Source organism: Sphingobacterium sp. CZ-2, from assembly GCF_004526235.1.
Taxonomy (GTDB): Bacteria; Bacteroidota; Bacteroidia; order Sphingobacteriales; family Sphingobacteriaceae; genus Sphingobacterium; species Sphingobacterium tenebrionis.
In genome coordinates this window covers 2,589,386-2,609,387 of record NZ_CP038159.1, presented here as the reverse complement: position 1 = coordinate 2,609,387, position 20,002 = coordinate 2,589,386, and the positions used below count along the sequence as shown (strand labels likewise).

At 40.2% G+C, this 20,002-nt stretch carries 18 protein-coding genes; 7 read left to right on the top strand and 11 right to left on the bottom strand.

The features are described 5' to 3' along the window. Positions 1–2: 2 nt before the first annotated feature. The 4 genes from E3D81_RS11550 to E3D81_RS11535 all read right to left on the bottom strand — a co-directional run bounded on the left by E3D81_RS11550 (position 3) and on the right by E3D81_RS11535 (position 3,821). Positions 3–1,028 (bottom strand): SDR family oxidoreductase, encoded by a 1,026-nt coding sequence (locus E3D81_RS11550; protein ID WP_134777470.1) that lies wholly within the window; start codon positions 1,026–1,028, stop codon positions 3–5. 632 nt (positions 1,029–1,660) lie between these two features. Further along, entirely contained in the window at positions 1,661–1,978 is a 318-nt protein-coding gene (locus E3D81_RS11545; protein ID WP_134777469.1) for a type II toxin-antitoxin system PemK/MazF family toxin, read from the bottom strand. After that, on the bottom strand, positions 1,972–2,220 hold the full coding sequence (locus E3D81_RS11540; protein WP_209023060.1) for a hypothetical protein: 249 nt from the start codon (positions 2,218–2,220) through the stop codon (positions 1,972–1,974). Before E3D81_RS11540 ends, E3D81_RS11545 begins: the two co-directional genes overlap by 7 nt. Positions 2,221–2,327: 107 nt before the next feature. Further along, the gene (locus E3D81_RS11535) at positions 2,328–3,821 is read right to left on the bottom strand and encodes an amino acid permease (RefSeq protein WP_134777468.1); all 1,494 of its coding nucleotides are present in this window, start codon (positions 3,819–3,821) and stop codon (positions 2,328–2,330) included. Between the two features lie 377 nt (positions 3,822–4,198). Here E3D81_RS11535 and E3D81_RS11530 point away from each other — a divergent pair, with 377 nt between their 5' ends. Continuing rightward, positions 4,199–6,001 (top strand): DEAD/DEAH box helicase, encoded by a 1,803-nt coding sequence (locus E3D81_RS11530; protein WP_099367872.1) that lies wholly within the window; start codon positions 4,199–4,201, stop codon positions 5,999–6,001. Positions 6,002–6,074: 73 nt separating this feature from the next. Here the strand turns inward: E3D81_RS11530 and E3D81_RS11525 are convergent, their stop codons facing one another. The 6 genes from E3D81_RS11525 to E3D81_RS11500 all read right to left on the bottom strand — a co-directional run bounded on the left by E3D81_RS11525 (position 6,075) and on the right by E3D81_RS11500 (position 11,544). Next, the gene (locus tag E3D81_RS11525) at positions 6,075–6,689 is read right to left on the bottom strand and encodes an HPP family protein (protein ID WP_245153206.1); all 615 of its coding nucleotides are present in this window, start codon (positions 6,687–6,689) and stop codon (positions 6,075–6,077) included. 4 nt (positions 6,690–6,693) lie between these two features. Further along, positions 6,694–7,470 carry a 23S rRNA (guanosine(2251)-2'-O)-methyltransferase RlmB gene (rlmB, locus tag E3D81_RS11520; RefSeq protein WP_134777467.1) on the bottom strand — a complete coding sequence of 259 codons (777 nt, stop codon included), beginning with the start codon at positions 7,468–7,470 and terminating at the stop codon, positions 6,694–6,696. 37 nt (positions 7,471–7,507) lie between these two features. Beyond that, positions 7,508–9,325 carry a DNA polymerase III subunit gamma/tau gene (locus E3D81_RS11515; protein WP_134777466.1) on the bottom strand — a complete coding sequence of 606 codons (1,818 nt, stop codon included), beginning with the start codon at positions 9,323–9,325 and terminating at the stop codon, positions 7,508–7,510. Between the two features lie 97 nt (positions 9,326–9,422). After that, positions 9,423–10,151 (bottom strand): aquaporin Z, encoded by a 729-nt coding sequence (gene aqpZ, locus E3D81_RS11510; RefSeq protein ID WP_134777465.1) that lies wholly within the window; start codon positions 10,149–10,151, stop codon positions 9,423–9,425. A gap of 265 nt (positions 10,152–10,416) precedes the next feature. Then, the gene (locus E3D81_RS11505) at positions 10,417–10,917 is read right to left on the bottom strand and encodes a hypothetical protein (RefSeq protein WP_245153205.1); all 501 of its coding nucleotides are present in this window, start codon (positions 10,915–10,917) and stop codon (positions 10,417–10,419) included. Positions 10,918–10,959: 42 nt separating this feature from the next. Then, on the bottom strand, positions 10,960–11,544 hold the full coding sequence (locus tag E3D81_RS11500) for a C40 family peptidase (protein ID WP_134777464.1): 585 nt from the start codon (positions 11,542–11,544) through the stop codon (positions 10,960–10,962). 98 nt (positions 11,545–11,642) lie between these two features. On the opposite strand from E3D81_RS11500, the gene E3D81_RS11495 reads away from it, so the two are divergent. The 3 genes from E3D81_RS11495 (at position 11,643) to E3D81_RS11485 (ending at position 15,319) form a co-directional block, all read left to right on the top strand. Further along, positions 11,643–12,536 carry an EamA family transporter gene (locus E3D81_RS11495; RefSeq protein ID WP_134777463.1) on the top strand — a complete coding sequence of 298 codons (894 nt, stop codon included), beginning with the start codon at positions 11,643–11,645 and terminating at the stop codon, positions 12,534–12,536. Between the two features lie 32 nt (positions 12,537–12,568). Further along, on the top strand, positions 12,569–14,836 hold the full coding sequence (locus E3D81_RS11490; RefSeq protein ID WP_099366787.1) for an inorganic phosphate transporter: 2,268 nt from the start codon (positions 12,569–12,571) through the stop codon (positions 14,834–14,836). A 102-nt stretch (positions 14,837–14,938) separates the two neighbouring features. Then, a complete protein-coding gene (locus E3D81_RS11485; protein ID WP_134777462.1) occupies positions 14,939–15,319 on the top strand; it encodes a VOC family protein in 381 nt (126 codons plus the stop codon). Between the two features lie 22 nt (positions 15,320–15,341). Here the strand turns inward: E3D81_RS11485 and mtaB are convergent, their stop codons facing one another. Next, complete coding sequence (gene mtaB / locus E3D81_RS11480) at positions 15,342–16,661, bottom strand: tRNA (N(6)-L-threonylcarbamoyladenosine(37)-C(2))-methylthiotransferase MtaB (RefSeq protein ID WP_134777461.1); 1,320 nt, start codon at positions 16,659–16,661, stop codon at positions 15,342–15,344. A gap of 117 nt (positions 16,662–16,778) precedes the next feature. Between mtaB and E3D81_RS11475 the strand changes: the two genes are divergently transcribed. The 3 genes from E3D81_RS11475 to E3D81_RS11465 are packed head-to-tail and all read left to right on the top strand — an operon-like array spanning position 16,779 to position 19,902. Beyond that, positions 16,779–17,600, top strand: coding sequence for a thymidylate synthase (locus E3D81_RS11475; RefSeq protein ID WP_134777460.1), 822 nt, complete (start codon positions 16,779–16,781; stop codon positions 17,598–17,600). 14 nt (positions 17,601–17,614) lie between these two features. Beyond that, the gene (locus E3D81_RS11470) at positions 17,615–18,118 is read left to right on the top strand and encodes a dihydrofolate reductase (protein WP_134777459.1); all 504 of its coding nucleotides are present in this window, start codon (positions 17,615–17,617) and stop codon (positions 18,116–18,118) included. A 44-nt stretch (positions 18,119–18,162) separates the two neighbouring features. Further along, positions 18,163–19,902 (top strand): M61 family metallopeptidase, encoded by a 1,740-nt coding sequence (locus tag E3D81_RS11465; RefSeq protein ID WP_134777458.1) that lies wholly within the window; start codon positions 18,163–18,165, stop codon positions 19,900–19,902. Positions 19,903–20,002 lie beyond the last annotated feature (100 nt).

Genomic DNA, 20,002 nt, shown 5'->3' with positions numbered 1-20,002 from the left:
AATTATAATATTCCTTGTTCAAAAATACTTTTGGCACAAGAAAGGACAGCTTCCTCTGTAGGGATCGGTTGCCAACCTAACTCATTCCTAGCCTTTTCAGAAGTTACTCGCCGTTTTACGCCCAAATCAATCAGAATAGGTTTAAGTGTAGCGTCAAATTTCGATAGAATTTTCACCATAAAATTAGGTAGTTCCTTCTGCGGTATTTTCATATTTGGATATTCCCTTTTAAGTATTTGTGCGATTTCTTTCATCATTAAAAATCCAGAGGAAATTAAGTATCGGTTATTCGCAGCCTGAGGAGTTTCCATAGCTTTGATCAACGCATCTGAAACAGACCGAACATCAATTATTTCAAATCCAATCTGTGGGACTGCTGGCATTTTTCCTTCCATTAATTTGATCACAATATTTGCCGAAGTTCCGAAATCTTCCTCCAAAACTGGTCCAAGTATTGCTCCCGGTAAAACAGAAACAAATTCTAATTCAGAAGGATTTTCTTCCATAAATTGCCAAGCTGTTCTTTCTGCAATGGTTTTACTTTTAAAATATGGTGCGTTATCTTTATTATTGTTGATATCAGTCCAAATAGACTCGTCCATAGGATGCTTAAGTTGTTCATTCGTTTTACCGTATACGACTGCTGCACAAGAAGATGTTAATACGACCCGTTTAACTTTATTTTTTATTGCTGCCTCTAATATATGCATTACTCCTTCTTTAGCAGGAATGATCAAGTCATCTTCATGCTTAGGTAATTCCCTTGGGAATGGAGATGCGATATGTTGAACAAAATCTATACCTTCCATCAAATCATTCCATATCTTTCCATTTCTTAAGTCTGCTTTCACAATTGTTAGATTTCCAATCTTATTCGTGTGTCTTGCAATGACTTCCTTTATAGCAGGTGCGCGTTCAAGATTTCTCAATGTTCCTCTTACTTCATAACCTTTTTCCAATAGCTGTATAGCTGTATGGGACCCTAGAAAACCACTAATCCCTGTTAATAATACTTTTTTTGAACTCATAGCTTAAATGATTTGATTCAAAATTGAAAATATTATAAATAGCACCACTTACCATTTGTTAAAAAATATCCATTCAATAAAAAAAAGTATACAAAAATTTGCCTACTATAAAATATGGCTTGCGAGGAATAAATTTCACCACCGTTTCCATTATTTAAATACTCGTGCTACCTCCACACTACAGGGGGATAATAGCGAAATGAAAGCAAAGACAAGTTAACCATGCAATGAGTAATACATTTGGTTTTGGAGGTCATATTGCAACAACAATTTTCAAAAAGTGTGAGGAGTAGGTTTAGTGCAATATCTTTTTATTGATTACAATAATTAGTACAAATTTGGTTCGAGGTGTAAGTGAGATGTAAGTGCTAAAAGGCACTTACACCTCACTTACACCCTGCCTACAATGTACATGCAATATGAAGACAAAAAGCTGTATCCCCTTTTCGGATACAGCTTTTTTATGTTAATGTTTTTTCTGAAATAAAGATAGGTCCGCTACACGACTGTTATACTTTTCAATTTTGAGTAATCTTTGTTAAATAATCCTTAGCCTTATTTATATCTAAAAATAATAGTAAGCAGACAATATTTTTCATGAATGGAATTTATGATCGCTTTTGGGATTAATATTAAGAAAACATTTCTATTAAAGTACTTATAAGTTCTTTTTGTGTAGTGAATTCAATTATTCCCATTTTAGATATTAATCTTGTTTTATCAATAGACCTTAAGTGGTCTAATGCTATCTGACCCTTTTTCCCATCAACAATACAATTGACACGCATAGGATAAGGTTTTAAAGTTGATGTTAGAGGTGCAATAATTACTGTGTTTAAAGCATTATTCATTTCATTTGGTGAAACTATAACAGCAGGTCTAATTTTATTTATTTCGCTTCCTATCGTAGGATTAAGATCAACAAAATAAATTTCAAATCTTTTTACCATGTCCATTCAGTTTTATCAAAATCATTATCAAAATATTCTAAATCTCCTTTATCTTTTAAAGAGTTAGCTTTTAATAGTTTTTCTTCCCAGTTTTCACGAGGTTTTGATTTGACAGCTTCAATAATGATTTTTGAATCTTTTACTGATAAAGAAACTTCATCCGTAATATGGAGTTGGTCAAGAATTTGTTTTCCTATGATTATACCAAAAGAATTACCGATTTTTCTAATTTTAGTTTTCATACCAATAAAGTTATAACAACATTATAACATATCAAAACTTAATTTTTTAAAAAAAAGCAGCAACCTAATGGCTACTGCTGTTTAAATTATCTTTAATCTTGTAATATTTACTCTTGAGAACCTATCTTCCCTTGAGCCTCCCGCTCCATACGTAGTTTACTGTGTCTATAACCGTACAAGAAATAGATTGCTACACCAATAGCCATCCAAATTCCTAAACGCTCCCAGCTCACCAACGGAAGGGATGCCATCATCGCGATACACACCAAAATTCCTAAAATTGGAACCAATGGAACCAATGGCGTTTTGAAAGGTCTTTCGATATTCGGATTGGTCTTGCGTAATACTAAAACACCTATACATACCAACGTAAAGGCAAATAAAGTACCGATACTTACCATATGTCCCAAATCAGATACCGGAACAAATCCTGCGAAAATACTCACAAAAACCATGAAGATCAGATTGGTTTTCCAAGGCGTTTGACGTTTGGAAAGATCTGAGAAGATCTTTGGCAACAAGCCATCCTTACTCATGGAATAGAACACGCGGCTCTGACCCAATAACATCACCAGGATAACGGAAGTATAACCAGCAATAATCGTAACAATCATCGCAGTATTCAAGAAATGATAACCGGTTTTTTCAAAAGCTGTGGCAACTGGCTTCGCATCACCAGAGAAAGCGGTATAAGGCGCTAACCCCGTCATCACATAAGAGAACAACACGTAAAGAATGGTACAGATCACCAAGGAACCAATAATACCGATCGGCATGCCTTTCTTCGGGTTCTTCGCTTCCTGAGCCGCAGTACTTACCGCATCAAAACCGATAAAGGCAAAGAAAACCACTGCTGATGCACGTAGTATACCGGAGATACCGTAATGTCCAAAATAACCACTGGAGAAGAATTCTCCCCAGCCCATCTTACCTTGTTTTACCAGCTCCTCCCCTTCGTTCGTCGGGATAAATGGCGTATGGTTAGCAGGGTTGATGAACTGCCATCCTAAAACGATGAACAAGATCACCACACTAACTTTCAGAATAACCAAGATATTGTTAACAACAGAAGATTCCTGCGTTCCCCGCATTAACAGAAGTGATAATAAACAAACAATAATAATCGCAGGAAGATTGATCATCCCGCCCTCCCAAGGACCAGCCAACAGCTGCTGAGGAAGATGGATACCCATGATCTGCATGAGCTCATTGAAATACTGAGACCAACTGACCGCAACGGTGGCACCTGCTAAGGCATATTCCAGCACCAGATCCCAACCGATGATCCAGGCCATGAATTCACCCATTGTTGCATAGGAATAGGTATAGGCACTACCTGCTACCGGGATCATGGATGCAAATTCAGCATAACACAAACCTGCGAATGCACAACCAACCGCTGCCACTATGAAAGATAACATTACTGCTGGTCCGGCATGATCTGCCGCAGCAATTCCTGTTAACGAAAAAAGACCGGCTCCAATGATAGCACCGATCCCTAATGCAATTAGTCCTGAACTGGATAAGGTCCTCTTTAAGGTTCCTTCGCCGCTCTGTTCCGCTTCTGAAACTAACTTTGCAATTGATTTTTTATACCACATAAATTAGATTAATAAGTTATTAACTCAAACCTACAAAAAAATTAAAAATATCAACAATTTTTTGACAATTTATCATTTTATGTACCCTATTTTTAGTATTGTTTTATAATCATTGATTTAAATCGGACGATTATTTTTACTAAAAGCCCTTTTGCAGAATCATATTTCTTGTTCAGGGATACTTTTTAGCGTTATGTTGGTTTAATAAAAAATCACTTACTTATTATTTCGCAGCTACATCCGATTCCTTTTCAGCTACAAATTTATTGATTATCAAGCCCTTCATAAACATAAAGTATTGAACAATAGGAAAAACCAATAATTGTTCTTATCTTTGCACCGCCTTAGGCAATTGTGCCTATTGTATAATTTATTTCATGAACCCATTTTTAGAACTGGGAATCCGTCATGAGATTGTTTCTGCCATCACTGAGTTAGGTTTCGAAAAACCTTCTCCCATCCAGGAAAAAGCCATTCCTGTATTACTGACTGGTAACGACGATTTTGTCGGATTAGCCCAAACAGGTACAGGGAAGACTGCGGCATTTGGTCTTCCTCTTTTAGAACAACTAGACTTTTCATCGAAACAACCACAAGCATTGGTACTTTGTCCAACGCGCGAGCTGTGTTTGCAAATTGCAAGAGACCTAGAAAAATTTGCCAAACATTTAGACAATGTGCACGTGGTTGCCGTATATGGTGGTGCAAACATCAGCGATCAATTGAGACAGATCCGTCGCGGTGTTCAAATCGTTGTTGCTACCCCAGGTCGTATGCTTGATATCATCGGCCGTAATGCCATCGACTTCTCTAACGTACGTTATGTCGTATTAGATGAAGCTGATGAAATGTTGAACATGGGTTTCCAAGAGGACATCAACAATATCCTTTCCGAAACTCCTGACGACAAAAAAACGTGGTTGTTTTCAGCAACCATGCCTAAAGAAGTACGTCGTATTGCCCAAAACTACATGACTAACCCTTTTGAGTTAACTGTAGGTACAAAGAACACCGGTAATACGAACATCGAACACCATTATTACATGATCAAGGCGAAAGATAAATACGCTGCTTTCAAACGCATCGTAGATTTTTACCCAGAGATCTTTGGTATTGTGTTCTGTCGTACTAAAATTGAAACCCAAGAGATTGCGGAAGCTTTGATCAAAGATGGCTACAATGCCGATTCTTTACATGGTGACCTTTCTCAACAACAACGCGATAAAGTAATGAAACGCTATCGCGAACGCAACTTGCAATTATTAATTGCTACGGATGTTGCTGCTCGTGGTATCGACGTAAATGACGTAACACACGTTATCAACTATTCATTACCTGACGAAACAGAAAACTATACCCACCGTTCAGGCCGTACAGCTCGTGCCGGTAAAACGGGTATCTCTATTTCTTTGATCAATGTGAAAGAAATGAGCAAAATTCGTCATATCGAAAAGATCATTGGAAAAGAATTCATCCGCAAACAAGTTCCTCAAGGAACTGAGGTTTGTGAGAAACAGCTTTTCGCAATCATCGATAAAGTGCATAACGTAGAAGTACACGAAGATAGGATCAATACGTTCCTTCCTCAAATCTTAGAAAGCCTTCAAGATCTTTCCAAAGAGGAGATCGTAAAACGTTTTGCATCTTTAGAATTCAATAGATTCTTAAATTACTACGAAGACGCTCCTGATTTGAATATCGACGGTCGTGATAATGGTCGCGAAAGAGAAGGAAGAGATAGAGATGGTCGTCGTCAAGCATCTAAAGGATTCACTCGTTTATTTATCAACTTAGGTTCGGTAGATGAATTCAGCAGAGGTGACATGTTATCCTTCATCTGTAACAAAAGTAAGATTTCTGGAAAATCAATCGGTAAGATCGATCTAAAAGGAGTATTTACGTTCTTCGAAGTACAGGATGAAGAGGTAGAACGCGTATTCCAAGGCTTCCAAGGTGTAGATTTCAACGGTAGAAACGTTCGTATCGAAGTTTCTGGCGAAGGTAGATCTTCAGACCGCGGAGGAAGAGGTGGTAGTCGTCGTTCAGGCGGAGACCGTGAAAGAGGTGGAAGCTACGGTTCACGCAATGGTGGTTCAGGTCGTAGAGACAGAAACTCCGGCGGTGGATTCCGCGACTTCTCTTCTGGCAAAGGCCGTAGAGAATCCAAAAGCAGATATTAATAGTTAATATTAAATATGCAAAGCCCGAAATATTAATTTCGGGCTTTTTTATGATCTTTTTTTTAGATGCTGATTAGGAGATGGTTTTAAACCTTTTCTTTATTTCCCTACGCCTGGATCTTCTTAATCTCGAACGTTTGATAGGATAATGTCTTTTATTGGTGATGTTATTGAATACCAAAGCAACCAATAATAGAATTAATGCTCCAGAAAATACCGGCGTTAGGACATACCAATAACCTAATGCACTGATCTTGGTCCCACCCGAGACGGCTATCAAAGCCGTTGCCCCGCCTGGAGGATGTAAACTCCGTGTAACCTGCATAGCCACTATGGAGCATGCTACTGCAAGTGGTGCTGTCAACCAGATAATATCCGGCATGATCTTCCCAATTGTTACACCGACCAAAGCAGATACCACATGGCCCCCTACCAGGTTCCTAGGCTGCGCCAAAGGACTTTGGATAGCACCATACACCAGCACTGCTGAAGCACCAAATGAACCGATCAGAAAGATATTCTCCATCAAAGGTAATTGATGGGATTGTATAAAAGCAATAATGCCGATACCAATGAAGGCACCGACAAATGACCAAAAATGTTCCCTGAAATCAACTAAGGTCTCTCGGTACATCACATACCGATAAACCCTAAAATGTCTATGGACGGATTTCCGAAGCTTATTCACTTATTTATGCCTTGTGTCTTTGACGAAGTGCTTCATAGATGACCACTCCTGCAGATACGGAAACATTGAGGGATTCAATCTCTCCGAACATCGGTATCTTCGCTAATTTATCAGAGATACGAATCAGATCATCGGAAACACCGACATCTTCCGCACCCATAATGATACAGGTAGGAACGGTATAATCAACCGAATAAATGGATTCTTCGGTCTTTTCGGTACTTACCACCAACTGTACACCAGACTCGATCAGGAATTTACCTGTTTTGGATAAGGAATCCTGACGGCAGACTGGGATTTTATATAATGCACCTGCGGATGTTTTAATCGCATCCGGATTGATCTCTGCAGATCCTTTTTTAGGAACGATGATCGCATGTACACCAGCACATTCTGCGGTACGGGCAATAGCGCCCATGTTACGCACATCGGTAACTCCATCCAACATAATGAACAAAGGTGTTTCACCCTTCTCATAGATCTCTGGAAGGATATCTTCTACGTTATGGTAAGTTATAGGGGAAATAACGGCAATGACCCCTTGGTGATTCTTTTTTGTAATGCGGTTCAGCTTCTCGATAGGAACTTGTTGAAACGAAAGTTCATATTCCTTAACCATTGCCTTGAATTCAGCAAATAATGGCCCTGAAAGACCACGTTGAACAAAAAGAGATTCAATCTCTTTTCCACTGTCAATGGCTTCCATAACCGCACGGATACCAAATACCATTTGATTAGTCTCTCTCTTTTCTCTTCCTTCTCTACGCTGAAATTGTTGCATGTATTATCGATTTGCTACAAAAGTAGTAATTTATTGATTAGCTAAGCCCTAAATCAAATGTTTTTCGCAATTGTTCCAAGGCCGGATTCTTGGCAAGCATGGCTTGGTATTTCTCTTGAGAGGTATAAGGCTTTCTTTCTTTCGACTTTTCCACCATCACGCCTTCAATTTCCAAGGCAAAATTTCGGAGCTGAACCCGTAGGTAATTCAGGATATCGATCTTACCGAGTTTCAATCCATCCATCTGCACCATATTTTCTACCTCTACCAGGATTTTCGTTCCCTGAAGGGTGGGCGTATTGGCAGTCATGATCGTAAATAAGGTAAGTTTATTTTCGGATTTTAATTTCTCCGCAAAGGCATTCCATTTCCCAAGAAAAGCATTGGTGGTCACTTCCAGAAATTCTGACCCTTGGACAAGTTCATTCTCTTCCTTATCTGTTTCGCTTTTGGGCAGGAATATTTTTTTCAGGTCAGGCACCGCTATGGATGGCTTTATCTGTCCCCAACCATTAACAGAAGGGGCTGACTGCGTAGGTGCAGGCGCAGGCGCTGCTTGCTCCACAGGAGCTTTTTTTTCAGGGGTTGGAGCAACAAATGCGGATGGGACCGGCTTAGCATGATTAATCGCTGGAGATTCTTTCGGCTGACCAGCTGGAGCTGCTACTGACGCTACTTGCGCTGTATTGCTTAACCCTGACTCAGGGAGTTTTTTTTTTAGTTCAGCATTTGCTGATATCCCATGGTTAGCTAACTGAATGGCACTGGCCAAATGGCACATTTTGAGTAAGGCCAATTCCACTTGTAACCGTTGGTTCTTACTGGTCCTGTAATTGACTTCGCATTGATTGGAAATATTCAATGCAGACAAGAGTATACCACTGGAAATCAACTGAGATTGATCAAGATAACGTTTCTTCACATTCTCACTGGTTTCCAATAATTTCAGGGTAGATGGATCTTTTGTGACCAAAAGATTTCTGATATGCGAGGACAACCCTGCAATGAAGTGACCTGCATCAAATCCCTTATTCAGGATCTGATCAAAGGTCAATAATACATTTGCTGCATCCTCTTTATTCACCGCATCCAAAATCTGAAAGAAATAATCATAATCCAAGATGTTCAGATTATCAATTACGGCTTTGTAGGTCAAGTTTTTATTAGAGAAGCTGACGATCTGGTCAAATATGGATAAGGCATCCCTTAAACCACCATCTGCTTTTTGGGCAATGACATGTAATCCATCAGCTTCAAAAGTCACTCCTTCTTTGGAGGCAATCGCGGCCAGATGGTTTGCCATATCCTCTACCTTGATCCTATTGAAATCAAATATCTGACAACGGGATAGAATGGTAGGGAGAATCTTATGTTTTTCGGTGGTCGCCAAAATAAAGATGGCGTAGGAAGGTGGCTCTTCCAGTGTCTTCAAAAAAGCATTGAAGGCCTGTTGGGAAAGCATGTGCACCTCATCGATGATATAGATCTTATATTTCCCGGTTTGGGGCGGAATGCGCACCTGATCGATCAAAGATCGGATATCTTCCACCGAGTTGTTCGAGGCGGCATCCAATTCATGGATACTGAAGGAATTACCGTTCTGGAAAGATTTACAGGAATCACAGGTTCCACAAGCTTCCACATTCTCGGAAATATTCTCACAGTTTATTGTTTTTGCTAGGATGCGGGCACAGGTTGTTTTACCAACACCACGAGGACCACAAAACAAGAATGCCTGGGCTAATTGTTGGTTGTGAATTGCATTTTTTAAAGTACCTGTGATGTGTTGCTGGCCAACAACCGAATCGAAAGTAACCGGTCTATATTTCCGCGCAGAAACAATAAAATTATCCATACACGAAGATAGTCATTTTATGGCAAAAAAAAGTGCAGCTCCCCATTGAACTGCACCATAAAAGATTTCCAATAAAATTAATTTGTCACTCGAAACACTATGCCACCGCTTTTGGTTCTTGATAAGTAACTTTCCAGATTACGGCGCCCACAATGGCACCCAATACTGGAGCGACCAGGAACAACCATAACTGCGAGATGGCTTCACCGCCAGCAAAAATGGCAGGACCCAAGCTACGTGCCGGATTAACCGAAGTACCCGTGATAGGAATAGCCACCATGTGGATCAACACTAAGGTAAAACCGATAGCTAGCCCAGCCATGGTACCATTGCCTACTTTGGAGGTAGTACCCAAAATAACAAAAAGAAAGATGGCAGTAAGGACAGCCTCTGTTACGAATGCCGCTGTCATGTTGTATTCGTTCTGATAGCCAGAACCCCAACCATTAGACCCGTACGCCCATTCGCCTGGATTAAAGCCGGCCATTTGACCCGCAAGAATGGTCTTTAAAACAAAAGCACCTAGAATAGCGCCTAAGATCTGTGCTGCTATATAAATAACAGCATCTTTAGCAGATATTTTACCTGCTACCAATACACCAATAGTTACCGCAGGGTTGATATGACAACCCGAAATACCACCAATGGCATATGCAAACACCACAACCGACAACCCGAAGGCTAACGAAATTCCCAACAAGCCCAATCCTGAAGTTTGTGCCAGAGTAGTACCGCCCGCAACTGCTGCTGCACCACAACCAAACAATACCAAGCCGAATGTTCCAATCAGCTCCGCGATGAATTTAGATGAAATTTTTGTCTCCATAATTGTAATAATTTAAGACAAGTTAATAAATAAAAATTTACCTATTAATAAAATTCGTGAAATACCTGCTGAATAATTTAGCTTCTAGCCAAAACTCTACAAACCATGACTTACATCATAAAAAAAGGTCGATATCACATCGACCTTTTTTCATTGTTTTACCTAATAACCTTTTAATCACCAAACAATTTATTGAAACAAATTACTTATGACAAAGGTATGGCTGTATCGTAAAATTACCGTTAAGCCTAAATTAATAAATAACTTATTTTGCTTTTGCTGAAGCGAGCATACGCAAAACTTCGTCTACTGTAGTTCTGGCTGCTTCTACCATCTTCGGATTTCCGGGATAATCCGCATCCATGGTAACGGTTTTTGATTTTTCTTTATAGGTGAAGGTAAGTTTATAACGAGCTACACGTTGCCCCTGCTTTCTTCCCTCCTCTGGGGTAATCATATCATTATCCACATTCCAAAATCCAAACTCCTGTGCTTTTCTATGTAAATACAATAACTCATCTTTTTTCAGTGTCAGCGTATCTTTTACCAATTGTCCTTCTTTGGTTAGGTAATTGTACTGATGGGTTTTTGAGTTATAGTAATTCAGCATGGAATCCGGAAAGCCGTAGGTCAATTCCAATGACTCAAAATCCGTAAAACGGAAAGGAGCATTCTTGATCATATTGGAATAGTAAAACACACAATACAGCATAAATGGAACTATAATGCTGAGGGCTAGGAATATCTTTTTGCTTCTGTCTGACATGTTATTTCAAATTCTGCACAAAAGTAAGCATTTAAACGACAATTAACTACTTGGGGTACCGCAGCAGGTAAAATACTTCGCGTACCAAGCATCCTTCAGACTGGAAATAATGACTCCTTTCCGAGTCGATACATGAACGAATTTGCCGTTATGGAGATATATGCCCACATGATCGATGTTTCTGCCTCCAAATGAGAAGAACACCAGATCCCCTTCTTTCAGTTGATTGTCATATTTTCTTTTGATATTTTCGGCCATATCGCGTGAGGTCCGAGGGAGATCCTTTCCATATACCTTTTGATAGAGCATGCCAACAAAACCCGAACAATCTACCCCTTTTTTATCCAACCCTCCCATGCGATGTGGAGTCCCCATCCAATCATCAATCATCATGTACAGGGATTTACTGTCCAAGTCTTTTGCGCGAACACCCAATAAATTTGCATAGTTTTCAAGTTTGTTCCCCGAGAATTCCATTCCACGGGCATCCGAGGCGTCAGAAAGCGGGGCATCTTTCCGATAGCCACCAGCGGAACTGGAGCTTCCCAATGTTTTTTTCTTAACACCACAGGATCCTAAAAAAAGCAGCGGCAGCAAAACCAACAATAAACCAAACCTAAATCGCATATCCATTAACCAAAAATACCTTTATGCAGCAAGCAATTACAAACTGAACTTTTCCACAATTGTGAAATTGTTTCATTTATTCTGTTACTTTGCAAGATATGAAAAAAACACAGGGAGCAATCGCTGTCTTCATTGGTGCTGCCAGTTTCGGCATCCTATCTACCTTCGTAAAAAAAGCCTACGAGCAAGGCTATAATCTCGGTGAAGTGACAGGCACACAAGCTTTATTTGGTGCCCTGATCCTTTGGCTCCTCTGGTTACTCTTCGGCAAAAAAGAAAAAATAGCATACGACAAAAAGAAAACACCCGCTTGGAAGATCATCCTCAGTGGGGTGAGCACCGGTACGGTTAGCATCCTTTATTACAAATGTGTACAACTTGTACCTGCTTCCTTGGCCATCGTGCTCCTGATGCAATATATCTGGATCGGACAATTGATCGAATTCCTCTTTTTTAAGGCAAAACCGGATTGGACACAGATCTTAATGATCGTCCTGATCTTGGCCGGAACCCTTTTTGCTACCGGCATCCTGGAGGAACCACTGGAGAACTTTTCTCTGGAAGGTATCGTTTATGGGCTATTGGCTGCCACAGCCTATTCCATCTTTATGATCGTGAATGGCAGGATTGGAAATGATTATTCGGCACTCCATAAATCAGCCCTGATGATTACCGGTGCATGCCTTTTGGTTTTTATCCTCCTTCAGCCTTTCAGTCTATTCCATCCAACAACATTTACTGGAATTCTACCATACGGGTTATTATTGGCTGTTTTCGGAACAATAATTCCACCCTTGTTATTTGCCTATGGATTACCCAAGACAGGCTATTCTCTGGGAGCGGTTTTGAGTGCAGTAGAATTACCTGTAGCGGTGTGCATGTCTTACCTCATTTTAGACGAATCGGTAAGTTACTTGAAATGGTTTGGTGTATTATTTATACTTTTGGTAATCGCTTGGAAAAATTTAGTGAAGTCAAACTCAAATATTTAACATTAGTAGCATTTACTTGCGTATTTTGATTTATGGAAAATTATCTCTATCTCGTTCTCATTACCTTAGCTGTTCTGGCGGTCATTGACCTAATGGTTGGGGTAAGTAATGATGCCGTTAATTTCTTAAACTCGGCAATCGGATCTAAAGCCCTACCCTTTAAGAGCATCATGATCATTGCCAGCTTAGGGATCCTTTTTGGATCGGTGTTTTCAAGTGGTATGATGGAAATTGCCCGATCGGGAATCTATGTCCCCGGGAAATTCACCTTTGATGATGTCATTACCATTTTCCTCGCCGTCATGATCACGGATATCATCTTGTTGGACGTATTCAACTTTTTCGGTTTACCGACCTCCACAACGGTTTCCATCGTATTTGAGCTATTAGGGGCAGCCTTTTGTTTGGCGATCTACAAAATAGTAACCACCGATCAAAGCTGGGCAACCCTATCTTCCTATATCAATACGGATAAGGCCTCTGAAATCGTGTATAGTATCCTCTTATCTGTACTCATATCCTTTACCTTAGGTATGATCGTGCAATACATCTCCAGGGTACTGTTCACCTTTCAATTTGAGAAGAAATTAAAGACCATAGGGGTATTTTTCGGTGGTATTGCTATGGCAGCCATCTCCTATTTCATCCTGATCAAAGGACTGAAAGAAGTCTCCTTTTTAAGTGATAATATTAAAGATTGGGTGAAACACCATGAACTATTATTGTTAGGAATAAGCTTCGTCGTGTTCACCTTAGTGAGTTATATCATCAACCTATTAGGGTATAATATCCTAAAGGTTATCATTGGTATCGGAACATTTGCTTTGGCCTTATCTTTCGCTGGAAATGACTTGGTCAACTTTATCGGTGTACCGGTTGCTGCGATGCAGTCTGTGGATATCTTCCAGTCTGTTCCAGGAGCTGACCCAGATGCATATACCATGGGAGCCTTGGCCTCTTCGGAAATTGTAGCGCCTTTATGGGCATTATTATTTGCAGGTATAGTAATGGTTATAACCCTTTGGACTTCTAAAAAAGCAAAAACCGTTATCGAAACGGAGATGAGCTTGTCTAACCAAGGCGATGGCAATGAAAAGTTCAAATCCAACAAACTTTCCAGATCCATTGTTAGAGGGTTTATCCGCGTAGGTTCCGTTCTTTCCTATGTGATGCCAAGAACCATGCAAGCTAGCATAGATAAGAAGTTTGAAAACCCGATGATCGATCCGGGGCTTAAAAAGAAGAAAAGTAAGGATGAGCCTATGTTCGACATGATCAGGGCTTCGGTTAACCTGATGGTGGCCAGTATCTTGATTGCTTTGGGTACTTCGATGAAATTACCTTTATCCACTACTTATGTAACCTTCATGGTCGCGATGGGTACTGCATTTGCGGATCGTGCATGGGGAAGAGAAAGTGCTGTTTACCGCGTTTCTGGAGTATTCCATGTAATTGGGGGTTGGTTTGTAACCGCAGCATGTGCCTTTTCTGGTGCATTTATCTTTGCCTATTTCCTGAAGATCGGTGGTATTATAACCTTCGTGATTTCCCTAGTGGTATTAGCTCTATTATTATATAGAAACGCGAAAAGCCACGATAAAAAAATCAAGGCTAAGGCATTACAGGAATTAAATCTGGAGAAATCTGATATTATCGGGCTTCAACAGGTTATTGAAACCAGTGCCCAGCAGATCAGTGAAACCTTCTCCAAGACCAATATATTCTATAAGGAAGCCATTGACTCGTTGATCAAGGAGGATCTGGTTGCACTCAGTACCAATAAGAAATTGGTGAAGAAACTGCTCAATGACCTGAACAGTACCAATAACGCCATGTACGAATTCATTCGGAACCTGGATGATAGTTCGGTTAAAGGAAGCCGTTATTATATCATTTCCTTGGGTTATTTACAGGATATGGTGGAGAATGTTGCTGTTATCAATTCCAATGCCCTATCCCATGTGGACAACAACCATAAACACCTGCGCATTAGCCAGGCCAAGGATTTGAAATACGTGGTGGAGCAGATTGGTAACTGGTTCTCCCAGATCCATAATACCTACCGAAGATTGGACTTCTCTAAAATTGATGAGCATATTCGGGATAGGGAAGAAATCCAAGATTACATCAATAATCTATTGGATAAACAGATCGATAGGATCCGTACCTCCGAGAATAGTCCTAAAAACAGCCGCTTGTACTTCTCTATTTTATTGGAGACAAATGAGCTGATCAGTTCAACATTTAAATTATTAAGATTGCATAAGGAATTTGAAAGTTTCAGACAACGGAACAAGTAATTTTCCGATGAAATAAGAAATATGGCTGCCTAAGTTTTTAGGCAGCCATATTTTTTTTATAAAAACCGTAGATTTGATAAACGATTGATTAACAAGCTCATTATGTCCAATAAAGATTATCAGATCCAGATCCCCGTTTTTGAATTAAGCCGTGCCATAGCATTTTACAAGCATGTATTCAGCTTCCGTTTTTTGCCTCCGCATCCTGAAATAACCTCAGCTCATAGGGTGGAGTTTGAAATTCCCGAAACCGGCCAGCAAGGTATATTGGTTCAGCATGCAGCAGAAGAATTGCAAGAAAATAAAGCAGTATTTCATTTTAAGACCTTGGAGATCGAGGATGTCCTAAGAAGGGTAAAGTATAAAAACGCAAGGATCTTAAAGGATAAATTCATCGATCCCCAGACCAGGAATATCCTGGCCGAATTTGAAGACTCCGAGGGAAATAAGATCTCCCTCCATCAAATCTATCCGGCTAAATAGGAAAATAGCTTTTTAATGAAAATTAGTGGGTCAGGATTTCAGGGATTTCCTCAATATCTACATCTCCATTCTCTGATATGCTCAAGAATTTCACAGGAACCACCTCGTTCACCAATAGCGGATCATAAGCGGTGCGTACTTTAACATAATTTCTGGAAAAGCCATGCATATAGCCATCTTTGATATCCCCTTCAAAAAGAATAAGGTCTTCTGCACCTAATTGGCTTTCATAGAAGGATCTTCTTTTCTTTTCGGATAGGATATGGAGCATTTTACTGCGGTCGCTACGTTGTGCTCCCGGTACAGCTCCCTCCATTTGGGCAGCGATGGTATTCTCTCGTTCAGAATAAGTAAAGACATGCAGGTAGGAAATATCCATCTCATTCAGGAAGTTATAGGTATCGATAAAATCCTCCCGTGTTTCGCCAGGAAAACCTACGATTACATCCACCCCAATACAACAATTAGGCATCAAACTTTTAATCTTTGCGACCCTTTCAGCGTATAATTCCCTTTTATATCTTCTCCGCATTTTTGCCAGTACATTATTATTTCCAGATTGTAAAGGCATATGGAAGTGAGGCACAAAACGTTTGGATTGGGCTACAAATTCGATGATTTCATTGGTCAATAAGTTTGGCTCAATGCTGGATATCCGGATTCGGTCAATTCCTTCCACCTCATCCAAGGCTTTTACCAAGTCGACAAAACGATCTTGACGCTTTCCGTCACGGACACCAAAATCACCGATATTTACTCCTGTCAGTACGATTTCCTTAACGCCAGAAGCGGCAATCTCTTCCGCCTGTTTTACGATATCTTCTATCTTACCGGAGCGGCTTGCACCGCGTGCCAACGGAATGGTACAGAATGTACAGGAATAATCACATCCATCCTGAACCTTCAAAAAGGTACGGGTTCTATCCCCAATGGAAAAAGCGGAAACAAATTGATGGGTTTCATCAATCGGTGCATTATGCACCACCGTTTTCTCATTCTTGGTCAGATCGTTGATATGCTCCAGGATATTGAACTTTTCAGCAGCACCTAAGACCATATCGACGCCCGGAATTTCAGAAATTTCTTTGGGTTTCAATTGTGCATAACAACCTACGATGGTAATGTAGGCGTTAGGGGAATGTTTCAACGCTTCTTTCACCACCTTTCGGCACTTTCGATCCGCATGATCTGTAACAGAACACGTATTGATTACATATACATCCGCCGCACTGTTGAAAGGCGTCGTCTCGTAACCTGCATCTTTGAAAATCCGACCAATGGAAGATGTTTCTGAAAAGTTCAGTTTACATCCCAAGGTATAGAAAGCAACTTTTTTTCCCATGATATTTTGCAAAAATACACAAAAAGACTCAAATTGTTAGTTGTTGAAAAATTGTGATATTCTGATGATTTAAAAAAAGGTATCTTCGTAGCTAACTCGAAAAAGGAAAGAATAGCTATGAAACAGTATTTGGATCTATTGGATCATGTTTACAAGACAGGGGTCGAAAAAACAGATAGAACAGGAACAGGAACTAAAAGTGTTTTTGGATACCAAATGCGTTTCAATCTAAAAGAAGGTTTTCCTTTGGTGACCACCAAAAAGCTTCATTTAAGATCGATTATACACGAATTGATCTGGTTTTTGAAAGGGGAAACCAATATCAAATACCTTAAGGATAATGGGGTGAGTATTTGGGATGAATGGGCCGATGAAGATGGAAATCTAGGACCGGTATATGGTTCGCAGTGGCGTTCATGGCCTAGTCCTGATGGCCGTCATATCGACCAGATCAGCCAAATAATCCACCAGCTTAAAAACTCGCCGGATTCTAGAAGGATCATAGTTTCAGCTTGGAATGTGGCGGAGATTGAAAACATGGCCTTACCTCCATGTCATGCCTTTTTCCAATTCTATGTGGCACCAGCCCAGCCGGAAAAAGGAATCCTAAAACCACAGCTTTCTTGCCAATTGTATCAACGTAGTGCCGATATCTTCTTAGGCGTACCGTTCAATATTGCTTCTTATGCCTTATTGACCATGATGGTTGCGCAGGTTTGTGATATGGAAGCGGCAGAATTCGTGCATACCCTTGGTGATGCGCACATTTACAGTAACCATTTTGAACAAACGGAACTGCAATTGAGCCGCGATCCTAAGCCTTTACCACAAATGATCATCAATCCAGAAGTAAAGGATATATTCGACTTCAAATTTGAGGATTTTGAACTGGTTAATTACGAAAGTCATCCACATATTAAAGCTCCAGTAGCGGTTTAACAAACATAAAATTCATGATTTCTAGCCAACCAACAGTTACTTTAATCGTCGCTGCCGCAGAAAACAATGCCATTGGAAAAGGTAATCAGATGCCTTGGCATCTTCCAAATGATTTCAAATATTTCAAGGAAAAGACGATGGACCATTCCATCGTGATGGGCAGGAATACCTTTGAATCGATCGGTAAACCCTTGCCCGGTAGAAGGAACATCGTCGTATCCAGAACCGCAACAAGCATTCATGAGGATGTTGATGTGGCCAATAGCATTCCGGAGGTTTTGACCTATTGCAGGGATGAAAATGAGATATTTATCATCGGTGGTGCACAGATCTATAAACAGACTTTGGGGATAGCAGATAAGGTTCTGCTAACTCGCGTACATACCGATATAAAAGATGCCGATGCTTTCTTCCCGGAATTACCTGAACAGGATTGGGATTTGATCAGTTCGGATGCTCATCAAAAAGACGAGAAACATCAATTTGATTATACCTTTGAGGTATATAAAAGAAAATAAGGGAAGTCAAACTAAGCTTCCCTTTTTACGTTTAATAATTTACCATGAATACAAGCAGCATACACTTTCAACTTTCTTTTATCGAACCACAGGCGCATTATGTGGAGGTAAGCCTGTTCATCGAAGGCTTTAGCCAGCCTTATATCGACCTTAAAATGCCGGTATGGACTCCTGGCTCCTACCTGATCCGAGAATTCTCCAAGAATGTTGAACAGGTAACTGCCTTGAGTAAGGATGGTGAAAAGCTATTGGTGAGTAAAATCTCCAAGAACACTTGGCGCGTATATAGCTATGGGCATGATTTTGCGTGTTCCTACCGGGTTTATTCCTTTGAAAGATCGGTGCGAACCAATTTTGTGGATGATAGCCACGCCTTTATCAGTCCTGCCGGAACTTTTCTTTACGTGGATGGTCAATTGAGCCATGCCTCCACCGTACAAGTGATTTTACCACCTCAGTGGTCCTATGTATCTACCGGTTTGGCACAAACCGAGGTTGGGGAATTAGTCTATTATGCTGAGGATTTTGATATCCTTTATGATTCTCCTTTGGAGATTGGAAACCAGGATATTTGGCATTTCCAGGCAGCAGGAATACCGCATGAATTTGCGATGGTGGGACAAGGAAATTACAATAAAGACCAATTGACGCGGGATATTCAAAAGATTGTTGCTGAAGAGACCCGAATCTGGGGTTCTAACCCGAATGATCGCTATGTATTTATCACGCATAACTACCAAAGCGCACATGGTGGTTTGGAACATTTGAATTCGACGGTCCTAGCAGCTTCTCGTAATGCCTATATTACCAATATTGGTTATAATAATTTCCTGAGCTTAGTAGCACATGAATATTTCCATCTGTGGAATGTGAAAAGGTTGCGTCCGAAGAACTTGGGCCCTTTTGATTATGAACAGGAAAACTATACGCCATTATTATGGATCTTCGAGGGATTTACAGCATATTACGATAACCTGATTACAAGAAGATGTGGATTTAGGAATGAGGTGGAATATTTGAATGAACTGGTTTCGGAATTTAATTTGGTGTTGAATAGACCTGGTCATTTATTGCAATCTGTCGGTTTATCTAGTTTTGATACTTGGATAAAGCAATATCGTCCGGATGAGAATTCACCGAATGTAAGTATTTCCTATTATAATAAAGGAGCGATGTTGGCCTGTATGATAGACATTAGTATTATTGTTGGAACCAATGGTGAGAAGTGTTTGGATGATGTGATGCGTGCTGCTTATGAGCGGTTTTATTTGATGGAGAACCGAGGTATAGAGGAGAAGGAATTTCAGGCTTTGGCAGAAGAGGTTACAGGCGTTTCGCTGAAAGAGATCTTTAAAGCGGTGTATGAGATTACAGAATTGGATTATAACGCTTATTTCAATAAGGTAGGTTATCAGTTTATTGATCAAAATAAATTGAATCAGACCAGTAGTTTGGGAATTAAGGTTTCCCATTCGGATGGCAGGACAACCATTAAAGCTGTTGATCGGAATTCCAGTGCTTGGGAGTATGGTTTGAATGTGGATGATGAGATTATTGCGGTTAATGGAAATCGTTTGGATCAGCAGGGTCGGGAATTGGATCAAGCAATGACTTATAGCCAGGTTGGGGATGAAGTGGTTATTTTGGTGGCGAGGGATGGTTTGATGATGGAGATTCCTGTAAAACTGAAGGCAAGTGAAAAAGTGTCGTATTATATTGAAAGAAACCCGGAAGCAAGCGAGGAAGAAAGAAGATTAGGGGATGTTTGGTTGAGTTTGGGGTAATTTATTTGCCTTAGGTTGAGTAAATCCTTCATTGCGAGGACTAACGTCATTGGGAGAAATTGCGTCATTGCGAGGAACGAAGCAATCTTCCCGCATGTCA